Annotated in this window: 8 protein-coding genes, 1 tRNA gene and 1 other RNA gene; 7 read left to right on the top strand and 3 right to left on the bottom strand. The window is 69.2% G+C overall.

What is annotated here, in order from left to right:
• Positions 1-262: 262 nt before the first annotated feature.
• Together ACFYVR_RS26680 and ACFYVR_RS26675 are read left to right on the top strand one after the other, a co-directional pair.
• Positions 263-1,627, top strand: coding sequence for an ammonium transporter (locus ACFYVR_RS26680; RefSeq protein WP_387479322.1), 1,365 nt, complete (start codon positions 263-265; stop codon positions 1,625-1,627).
• Between the two features lie 89 nt (positions 1,628-1,716).
• Entirely contained in the window at positions 1,717-3,429 is a 1,713-nt protein-coding gene (locus tag ACFYVR_RS26675) for an alpha/beta hydrolase (RefSeq protein WP_387479319.1), read from the top strand.
• A gap of 150 nt (positions 3,430-3,579) precedes the next feature.
• Here the strand turns inward: ACFYVR_RS26675 and ACFYVR_RS26670 are convergent, their stop codons facing one another.
• Entirely contained in the window at positions 3,580-4,161 is a 582-nt protein-coding gene (locus ACFYVR_RS26670) for an HhH-GPD-type base excision DNA repair protein (RefSeq protein WP_387479317.1), read from the bottom strand.
• 96 nt (positions 4,162-4,257) lie between these two features.
• Here ACFYVR_RS26670 and ACFYVR_RS26665 point away from each other — a divergent pair, with 96 nt between their 5' ends.
• Positions 4,258-4,893 (top strand): DUF5701 family protein, encoded by a 636-nt coding sequence (locus ACFYVR_RS26665; RefSeq protein ID WP_387479314.1) that lies wholly within the window; start codon positions 4,258-4,260, stop codon positions 4,891-4,893.
• A gap of 262 nt (positions 4,894-5,155) precedes the next feature.
• Here the strand turns inward: ACFYVR_RS26665 and ACFYVR_RS26660 are convergent, their stop codons facing one another.
• Positions 5,156-6,445 (bottom strand): aminotransferase class I/II-fold pyridoxal phosphate-dependent enzyme, encoded by a 1,290-nt coding sequence (locus tag ACFYVR_RS26660; protein ID WP_387479311.1) that lies wholly within the window; start codon positions 6,443-6,445, stop codon positions 5,156-5,158.
• A gap of 45 nt (positions 6,446-6,490) precedes the next feature.
• Positions 6,491-6,585, bottom strand: an RNA gene (gene ffs, locus ACFYVR_RS26655) — signal recognition particle sRNA small type.
• Positions 6,586-6,690: 105 nt separating this feature from the next.
• On the opposite strand from ffs, the gene ACFYVR_RS26650 reads away from it, so the two are divergent.
• From ACFYVR_RS26650 to ACFYVR_RS26635, 4 genes are all read left to right on the top strand, one after another.
• A tRNA-Ser gene (locus ACFYVR_RS26650) sits at positions 6,691-6,778 on the top strand.
• 159 nt (positions 6,779-6,937) lie between these two features.
• Positions 6,938-7,840 carry a tRNA glutamyl-Q(34) synthetase GluQRS gene (gene gluQRS, locus ACFYVR_RS26645; protein WP_387479308.1) on the top strand — a complete coding sequence of 301 codons (903 nt, stop codon included), beginning with the start codon at positions 6,938-6,940 and terminating at the stop codon, positions 7,838-7,840.
• Positions 7,841-7,966: 126 nt separating this feature from the next.
• Positions 7,967-8,971, top strand: a complete 1,005-nt coding sequence (locus ACFYVR_RS26640) for a hypothetical protein (RefSeq protein WP_387479305.1) — start codon at positions 7,967-7,969, stop codon at positions 8,969-8,971.
• Between the two features lie 93 nt (positions 8,972-9,064).
• Positions 9,065-9,796, top strand: a complete 732-nt coding sequence (locus ACFYVR_RS26635) for a queuosine precursor transporter (protein ID WP_387479302.1) — start codon at positions 9,065-9,067, stop codon at positions 9,794-9,796.
• Positions 9,797-9,927: the final 131 nt, after the last annotated feature.

Genomic DNA, 9,927 nt, shown 5'->3' with positions numbered 1-9,927 from the left:
CAAGCTCGACGGCTTGAGCCCGGTCACATACCGGGCCCAAGCCCTCGCCGCCTAGGCTTCCGATTACCCAGTCCAACTTCCGGGGACCAGTTCAATCAGGGGCACCTTCATCCGGAAAACGGAGGGGCGGCGAACGCGGCGACGCGTCCCGGTGTGAGAAAGGCGAAACAATTCCGCAACACCGATGAAGTGCTGGTGAAACCCTGCACGCGCATCGTGACCTGCGGCGCGCGTGCCGATCCGCGCGCGAAGGAGAGTGACCGTGAACGCGATCGACACCGGGGACACCGCCTGGCTTCTGGTGAGCACGGCGCTGGTGCTGCTGATGACACCGGGGCTGGCCCTGTTCTACGGCGGCATGGTCCGCTCCAAGGGCGTCCTCAACATGATCATGATGAGTTTCGTCGCGATCGCCCTGGTCACGGTCGTCTGGCTGGTCGCCGGCTACAGCTTCGTCTTCGGCGACGACCTCGGCGGCGGACTGCTCGGCGGGTTCGAACACTTCGGCATGGCCGGCATCTCCCCCGGGGCCGTCCACGGCACGGTCCCCGAGTTCCTGTTCGCCACGTTCCAGCTGACCTTCGCGATCCTCACAGCGGCGCTGATCAGCGGTGCGATCGCCGACCGGGCCAAGTTCTCCGCGTGGATGCTGTTCGTCCCGATCTGGGCGCTGATCGTCTACGCCCCGGTCGCGCACTGGGTGTGGGGACCCGACGGATGGATCGCCCGACTCGGCGTCCTCGACTACGCGGGCGGTCTGGTCGTCGAGATCGTCTCCGGAGCGTCCGGCCTCGCACTGGCGCTGGTGCTGGGCCCGCGGATCGGCTTCCGCACCGAGCCGATGCGTCCGCACAACCTCCCGCTGGTGCTGCTCGGCGTCGGCCTGCTGTGGTTCGGGTGGTTCGGATTCAACGCCGGATCGGCACTCGGTGCGAACGGCACCGCCGCCGCGGTGTTCGTCAACACCCTGGTCGCGGGCTGCGCCGGCATGCTCGGCTGGATGGTTGTCGAGCAGCGCCGCGACGGCCACCCGACCACCTTCGGCGCCGCGTCCGGTGTCGTCGCCGGCCTGGTCGCGATCACCCCGTCCTGCGGCTGGGTCACCGTGCTCGGCGCCCTCGTCGTGGGCACCGTCGCCGGTGTGGTGTGCTCGTTCGCGGTCGGCTGGAAGTTCCGGTTCGGCTACGACGACTCCCTCGACGTCGTCGGCGTGCACCTGATGGGCGGCATCGTCGGAACACTGCTGATCGGCCTCCTCGCCGCCGAGGTCATGACCGGCGGCGTCTCCGGGTTGCTCTACGGCGGCGGACTGACGCAGCTCGCCAAGCAGGCTCTCGCGGTTACCGTGGTCGGGTTGTTCGCCTTCACGATCACGTACGTCCTCGGCAAGGTGATCGACCGGCTGATCGGCTTCCGGGTGAGCGCCGAGCAGGAGATCAGCGGCATCGACCTGGGCCAACACGCCGAATCCGCCTACGAGCACGCGGTGCTGGCCCACGGCGGACCCGTCCTCGGTACTCACGGCACCCACGGCATCCTGGGCCCCCACACCGGCCTGTTCCCGCCGCGGCACGACCACGACGTCCGGCGTCCGCAGCCCGACGAGGACGCCGCGCCCGAGAACTGAGCGCCGGCGCCACGGGGCGGGCAACGCGTCAGCTACCATCCGCCGGGGTCCGGTCCCGGGCCCACGCCGCCCACGCCCAGGACGCGCCCATGACGATCACCCTGACCGCCACGAAACCGGCGCCGGACGACGCACCGGAACCCGAACGGTCGCACCTGCCACACCTGCTGCGGTCGCTTCACCCGGTCGGGCTCGCGGTGGCCCTGGTGTTCTTCGTGTGGTCGATGACGCCGTCGTTGCTGCCCCGCGTCTGGTACCTGCAGGCCGTCGCGACCGGCATCAGCGTCGCCACCGGCTACGGCATCGGCTGTCTCGCGGCATGGGTGGTGCGCCGGTGCGGGGTGTCGCCGCGGTACCCGGAACGGGCCCGCCGCATCGGCTGGTGGACGCTGGCCGGTGCCGCGGCCGTCACGATCCCGACGTTCCTGATCCTCGGATCGTGGTGGCAACAGATCGTGCGTGACCTCGCCGGGGTCGAACGTGCGAATCGCGCGAACTACCTGCTGATCCTGGTGCTCTCCCTCCTCGTGGCCGCCCTGATCCTCGCCGCGGCACGCGGTGTTCGACGCGGAACCCGGGCGTTGACGCGACTCGGCGGCCGCTACGTCCCGACCCCGGTGGCCCGACTGGTCGGCGTGGCCCTGGTGGTCGCCCTCGCCTTCTTCCTCGTCAACGGCCTCGTCCACCGCGGCCTGATCGGCCTGGCGAACCGGTCGGCGGCGGTCGCCGACCAGAGCACCGCCGACGGCGTCGTCCAGCCCACCGCACCCGAGCGGTCCGGCTCGCCCGCGTCCGCGCAACCGTGGGAGAGCCTCGGCCGGGAAGGTCGCACCTTCGTCGCCGGCGGGCCGACCGCCGAACAGATCACGTCGGTCACCGGACGCTCCGCCCTGACCCCGATCCGGGCGTACGCCGGTCGTGAATCCGCCGAATCCGTCGAGGAGGCAGCGGATTTCGTCGTCGCGGAACTCGAACGCACCGGCGCGTTCGACCGGTCCCTCGTGGCCGTGGCGACCACCACCGGCCGCGGATGGGTCAACGCGAGGGTCGCGTCCGCGCTCGAATACACCACCGGCGGCGACTCCGCGATCGCCGCGATGCAGTACTCCTTCCTGCCCAGTCCGTTGTCGTTCATCGCCGACCGGGAGACTCCACTCGAAGCCGGTCGTGCCCTGTTCGAGGCCGTGGAGCGGGCCGTCGACGCCCGCCCCGCGAACGCCCGGCCGAAACTGGTCACCTTCGGCGAGAGCCTCGGATCCTTCGGCGGGCAGGGCGCTTTCGGCGGAGTTCAGGACATGCTGGCCCGCACCGACGGTGCACTGTGGGTGGGCACCCCGAACTTCTCGCCGCAGTGGGGGTACGTCACCGACCACCGCGACACCGGCTCACCCGAGCGGCTGCCGGTGGTCGACGGGGGCGAGAACGTGCGGTTCGCGGCATCGGCCGCCGACCTCGGACTGGACGGCGCGCCGTGGGGCAGCCCGCGGGTCGTGTACTGGCAGCACGCGTCCGACCCGATCACCTGGTGGTCGTTCGACCTGCTGCTGCACAAGCCGGACTGGCTGCGCGAACCACTCGGACCCGACGTCGACCCCGGCATGCGCTGGATCCCGTTCGTGACGTTCTGGCAGGTCACCCTCGACATGGTGTTCTCCGCGGACGTCCCCGCCGGGCACGGTCACACCTTCGGGCCCGACGCCGCCGACATGTGGGCCGCAATCCTGCACCCCGACGGCTGGACCGCCGACGACACCGCGCGCGTGCACGCGGCGATCGCCGACGGCCTTCCCGAGCAGGAGTAGCCCGGCGCGCACAGACCCTCGGCCGGTGCGCCCTGCCCGCGTCGGCCGTAAGACACCCGTGCACAGGGGTTTTCGGCGGCGCGCACACCCTTTCCGCGCGGAAAACCCGTGCACGAGCCGCACAACCTGTTGCACAGGGGTCGTGGGCGACTACGCCTTGGCGGCCTTGGCCGCGGCCTTCGCGGCCTTCTTGAACTCGCGCACCTCGGCGAGGGTCTGGTCGTCGACGACGTCCGCGATCGAGCGCCGCGAGCCCTCCTCCCCGTAGGCGCCGGCGGCTGCGCGCCACCCGTCGAGCTCGACCCCGATCTGCTTGCCGAGCAGGGCCAGGAAGATGCGGGCCTTCTGGTCGCCGTAGCCGGGCAGGGCCTTGAGCCGCTTCAGCACCTCCTTGCCGTCCGGGTCGCCCTCGGTCCAGATCGCGGCGGTGTCGCCGTCGTAGTGCTCGACGAGGTACTGGCACAGGTCCCGGACCCGTTTGCCCATCGAACCGGGGAAACGGTGGACGGCGGGCGGTGTCGCACAGATCGCGAGGAACGCCTCCTCGTCCATCTCCGCGATCGTGTGCACATCGAGGCCGCCGAGGCGCTCGTCGAGCTTGCGTGGTCCGGCGAACGCGACCTCCATCGGGATCTGCTGGTCGAGCAGCATTCCGATCAGCAGCGCGAGCGGGTTCGACACGAGCAGGGCGTCAGCGTCGGGATCTCCGGCCAGATGCAGGGTGAGGGACATGTCCTCGATTCTGACACTGCCGTCATCGGGGTGCCGGGAACCACCACGGACCGCCACCCGTTGCCACACGGTACGCGGTACGGAAAGGGGATCTTCGTGACCACACCCGAGCAGGAGTTCGACCGACAGCTGCAGGTACTGCTCGACCTCGACTACCCCGACCTCACCGGGCAGAGCATCGCGGCCTTCACCGCGGCCCTCGACGCCCTGCGTCCGGCGACGGCGCAGGCACCCGCACAGCAGAGCGAGGACCACGTCCCGTTCGTCCTCGTCGTGGCCCGCACCTCTGCCGGCGCGCCGATCGACGCCCACGCGGCGATGGGACGAACCGCACTCGGCACCCACGGTGGATTCGCCGACCTCGACGCGGACGACCTGGCCCGGTTCCGCCCCGTCGACACCGTCACGATCCCGGACGGCGTCGGATATCTGCTGCGGGGCGTCGACACCGGCAGCGACTACCTGAACGTGACACCCGCCGACGCGCTGACCTCGCTGACGGCGCGGGGGCGCAGCGGACTGACCGTCGAAGAGGGCATCGCGCTGCTCACCGCGCGGCCTGACATGCTGCGCAAGAACAAGTGCTTCTCGCTGCTCGCCTCCCGATGCGGCGACAAACGAGTCCCGGCACTGTGGATAAGTCAGCGCAGGCCGAAGCTCGGCTGGTGCTGGAACGGCAATCCGCACACGTGGCTCGGCAGCGCGTCGACGGCCGGCCGGATCGGAACCTAGCCCGGGCCCGGCAGCGTCGACGACCGCGCCCCGCCGGCCGCCGAGAAGGACCAGGGCATGCCGACGCGTTCCCTCCGCGCCCGACGCTGTCTCCCAATTCCTCTCGGATACTCCTGACAGAACAATCGTCGGCAAGCCCCAGGAGTCGCTCCGCGGGCTCCGCTCCTGCGCGGAGGAGGAGCCGACACCGCGGCGGCCGACGACAACGCAGCGGGGCGGCGATGGGACGCCGGGAGCGCCGACAAGGGATGGGAGACGTGCCCTAGTCGTTCAGTGCCTTCTCGGTGGCCGCGAGCAGCACGCAGGTCGCGACACCGTCCATCGCGGTCTCGAGATCGGCCATCGACGGGAAGCTCGGCGCGATCCGGATGTTCGTGTCCTGCGGATCGGTCGAGTACGGGAACGCCGATCCGGCGGCCGTCAACGCGATGCCCGCGTCCTTCGCCAGCGCGATGACCCGCTTCGCGGTGCCGGGTACGACGTCGAGGCTGACGAAGTAACCGCCCTTCGGCTCCGTCCACGAGGCGATCTTCGACGAACCGAGCCGGTCCTCGAGGATCCGCAGCACCGTCGCGAACTTCGGCGCCAGGATGTCGCGGTGCTTGGCCATGTGCGCGCGGACACCGTCGGCGTCACCGAAGAAGCGCAGGTGCCGCAGCTGGTTGACCTTGTCCGGGCCGATGCTCTTCTTGCTGAGGTGCTTCTCGTACCAGGCCAGGTTCGCGTCGGAGCTGCCGAAGAAGCTGACGCCCGCGCCGGCGAACGTGATCTTCGAGGTGGATGCGAACACGAACGGTCGGTTCGGGTTCCCGGCCTCCGCGGCCATCCCGAGGACGTCGTACGCCGGGGCGAACTCCTCCGCCAGCGGGTGCACCGCGTACGCGTTGTCCCAGAACAAACGGAAATCGGGGGCCGCGGTCGGCATGGACGCCAGCGCCCGCACGACCTCCTCCGAGTAGACGGCACCGGTCGGATTCGCGTAGGTGGGAACCACCCACATGCCCTTGATCTGGGGATCCTCGGCGACCAGGTGCGCGACCGCGTCGACGTCCGGCCCGTCGGGACGGATCGGCACCGGGATCATCTCGATGCCCAGGGACTCGGTGATCGCGAAGTGCCGGTCGTATCCCGGTGTCGGGCAGACGAACTTGACCTTCTCGTCACGCACCCACGGCTGCGTCGAGTCCGCGTTGCCGTACAGCAGGGAGAACGCGACGAGGTCGTGCATGATCTCGAGGCTCGCGTTGCCTCCGGCGAGGAGGTTCGCGGCGGGGATGTTCAGCAGCTCGGCGAAGATGGCGCGCAGTTCGGGCAGGCCCTTCAGCCCGCCGTAGTTGCGGACGTCGGTGCCGCTGCCGTCGCGGTGGTCGCCCTCACCGGGCAGGGTGAGTAGCGTCTCGGACAGATCGAGCTGCTCGGGGGCCGGCTTGCCGCGGGTCAGGTCGAGGACGAGCTTCTCCGACTTCAACTGCGCGTACTTCTCGGATTGCCGTTCGTGCTCGGAACGGAGTTCGTCGTGGCTCATCAACCCAATCTGGGTTTGGGTGGGCATGCCGAAACCTTTCACACCGAGGCGGCGGGAGCGGAGCTCCGCACATAAAGGGGACCCCGCGCACCCGGCAGAGCCCATTGACCCTTGCTGCCTTCCGGCCCTGGGGGAGTTCACAGGATGCGCGCCGCGCGGGATCCACTGACGAGTGTAGCCAGCCTTCCCGCCGGATCGACAATCGGGCGGTCAGCGGGCACCCGGACCCCCCGTTTTCGTCCTGCGGGGGGTGAGCCGGTATGCTCGCCCACGGAGGATTCGCCTAGTGGCCTATGGCGCTCGCCTGGAACGCGGGTTGGGTTAACGCCCTCAGGGGTTCAAATCCCCTATCCTCCGCCACGGACCCCGTGGGTGGCATCGCCGCCCACGGGGTTTCCGCTTTTCCGGCCCTGACGCCCTGACGCCCTGACGCCCTGACGCCGAGTGTGCACCTGCCGTCGCGTCCGCTCGGGCTACGCTCCGCCAGGTGCACGCTCGGCCGGTCGCTAGGGTGGCGGCATGGGTGACGGCGGTGCGGGACGGTTCGCGCCGAGTCCGTCCGGCGACCTGCACCTGGGCAATCTGCGCACGGCACTCCTGGCGTGGCTGTTCGCCCGCTCCACCGGCCGCAGGTTTCTGATGCGCGTCGAGGATCTCGACCGGGTCCGACCCGGCGCCGAGGAACGTCAGCTCGCCGACCTCGCTGCGATAGGGCTGGACTGGGACGGCGAGGTGGTCCACCAGTCGCGGCGCCTCGAGCACTATGCCGACGCCCTGGGCGCTCTCGTCGCGGCGGACCTGACCTACGAATGTTTCTGCACCAGACGGGAGATTCAGCAGGCGGCCACCGCACCGCACGGCCCCGACGGGCACTACCCCGGCACCTGCCGGGAGCTGACTCCCGTCCAGCGGCAGGCGAAACGCGATTCGGGCCGGCCGCCCGCGATCCGGCTCCGCGCCGAGGTCGCGGGCTTCACGGTCGACGACGTCCTGCACGGGCGGTACACCGGCCCGGTGGACGACGTGGTGCTGCGCCGCGGCGACGGTGTGCCGGCCTACAACCTCGCGGTCGTCGTCGACGACGCAGCGCAGGGCGTCGACCAGGTGGTGCGCGGCGACGACCTGCTCGGGTCGGCGCCGCGGCAGGCGTACCTCGCGACGCTGCTCGGCCTGACGGTCCCGGTGTACGCGCACGTGCCGTTGGCGTTGAACGCCGAGGGCAAGCGCCTCGCCAAACGGGACGGGGCCGTCACCCTCGCCGACCAGATCGGTCTCGGACTGGACCCCGACGCGGTACGCGGCATCCTCGCGCACTCGCTGGGACTGGCCGAGCCTGGCGAGCGACCGTCGACGAGCGCGCTGGTGGAGCGATTCGACCCCGGCTCGCTCCCCCGCACCCCCTGGATGTTCACGCAGCGTTGACAGCTGTGGCCGAATCGGTACGCGACACCCCGTCATGGTCGTGTGCCCGCCCGGTTTGCGACGTACTGTTTGTCCGTTACACGTTTGCGCAGGTGCGACCACTCCGTACTACGAGGTGAATGAGACGTGACCGACAACCCACCGCCAGGGGCTCCGGATCCGCAGGACCCGAAGAAACCGGCGCAGCCCCCGAACCCGGCGTCGGGTTATCCGCCACCGCCACCGGGCTACGGCCAGCCGCAACAGGGCGGTTACCCGCCGCCGCCACCGAACTACGGGCAGCAGCCCCAGCAGGGCGGCTACCCGCCACCGCCACCGAACTACGGCCAGGGCCCCGGAGCGTATCCGGGCGGCTATCCCCCACCACCCGGATACGGCCAGCCCCAACCCGGCTACGGCGGCTACCCGCCACCCCCACCCAGTGGATACGACAACCCGAACCAGTTCGGGCCCGGTTTCGGGGGCCCCGGCGGCACACCGCAGCTGACCGTCGGCGACGCGATCGGCTACGGCTGGAACAAATTCAAGAACAACGCCGGTGTGTGGGTCGGCATCCTCGTGATCGCCGGCCTCATCAGCATCGCCGTCAGCCTGATCTTCGCGGACTGGGGGTCGATCACCGACCCCGACAGTGCATCGTTCGCCGACAACACCTTCAGCCTGTGGGGAATCATCGGCCGCATCGTCACCACCATCGTCGGCTACCTGATCAGTGCGGCGTTGATCCGCGGAGCGCTGCACGAACTGGACGGCAACCGACCCGGCATCGGAGCGTTCTTCCAGTTCAGCAACGTCGGCGCGATCATCATCGCCAGCTTCCTGGTCGGCCTCATGACCGGCATCGGCCTGATCCTGTTGATCATTCCCGGCCTCGTCGTCGCCTTCCTGAGCTACTGGACGCTGCAGTTCGTCATCGACCAGGACCAGGATGCGATCACCGCCATCAAGTCCAGTTTCAGTGCGATCTCCAAGAACGTCGGCCCGCTGCTCCTACTGGCACTCGCGCTGATCGGCATCAACATCGTCGGCGCCCTGCTGTGCCTGATCGGCCTGCTGGTCACCGTGCCGATCGCGATCATCGCCTCCACCTACGCCTACCGCGTGGTGGTCGGCGGACGCATCGTCCCCTGACAGCCGACATGTCCTGATCACAAACCTCACACATCGGGCGCGAACTCGGACCGGGTTCGCGCCCGATGGCGTCTCGGTGTTTGGATTGCCCACGTGACAGCCTCAGACCAGCTCGACGAGCACCCCGCCCACGCCACCTTCGCCCACGTAGCTCGGGGCTACTACCCGACATTCGTCTCGCTGTTCACCGCAGTCCTGCTGATCTCGAACATCTGCGCCACCAAGGGGGTGGCGTTCCTCCCCGACGCCGACGTGGCGATCGGCTCGCTGCAGATCCTGCCGATCATCACCGACGGCGGGTTCTTCCTGTTCCCGCTCGCCTACATCCTCGGCGACGTGCTCAGCGAGGTGTACGGATTCAAGGCCACCCGCCGCGCGATCTACCTGGGCTTCGGTGCGCTGATCCTGGCCGCGGTCTGCTTCTGGATCCTGATCGAACTGCCGTCCGCCGACTTCTACGAGAACCAGGCCGCGCTCGAATCCGTCGTCGGTGTGTACCCGCGACTGTTGATCGCCGGGCTCGCCGGCTACCTGGTCGGCCAGCTGCTGAACTCGCTGGTCATGGTGGCGATCAAGGAGCGCACCAAGGAGAAGCACCTGTGGGCGCGGCTGATCGGGTCGACGGTGGTCGGCGAGTTCGCGGATACCCTGATCTTCTGCTCGATCGCCGCCGGCGCGATCGGCATCAGCACGTGGTCGGACTTCGTCAACTACGTGCTCGTCGGATTCCTGTGGAAGACGCTCGTCGAGGTGCTCGTCATGCCGATCACCTACCGCGTCATCGCCTACGTCAAGAAGCGCGAACCGACGTACGTCCTCGCCTGACCCACCAACTTCCCCTCCCCCTCCGGCTGAAGGTGCCCTTCGTTGAACTGGTCCCCGGAAGTTGGACTGCGAAATTCGGTTCCGACTTCCGGGGAGTGGTGTCATGGATGCACGAAGTTCGTTGTCCGAGG

Source organism: Rhodococcus sp. NPDC003318 (assembly GCF_042879035.1).
Lineage (GTDB): Bacteria > Actinomycetota > Actinomycetes > Mycobacteriales > Mycobacteriaceae > Rhodococcus_G.
The sequence above is the reverse complement of the archived record's forward strand: the minus strand, read 5'-3'. Positions and strand labels throughout refer to the sequence as shown.

Excerpts from the sequence above, each read along its gene's own strand:
- ACFYVR_RS26675 (WP_387479319.1), top strand. The coding sequence starts at position 1,717 with ATGACGATCACCCTGACCGCCACGAAACCGGCGCCGGACGACGCACCG.
- ACFYVR_RS26670 (WP_387479317.1), bottom strand. The coding sequence starts at position 4,161 with ATGTCCCTCACCCTGCATCTGGCCGGAGATCCCGACGCTGACGCCCTG.
- ACFYVR_RS26660 (WP_387479311.1), bottom strand. The coding sequence starts at position 6,445 with ATGCCCACCCAAACCCAGATTGGGTTGATGAGCCACGACGAACTCCGT.
- gluQRS (WP_387479308.1), top strand. The coding sequence starts at position 6,938 with ATGGGTGACGGCGGTGCGGGACGGTTCGCGCCGAGTCCGTCCGGCGAC.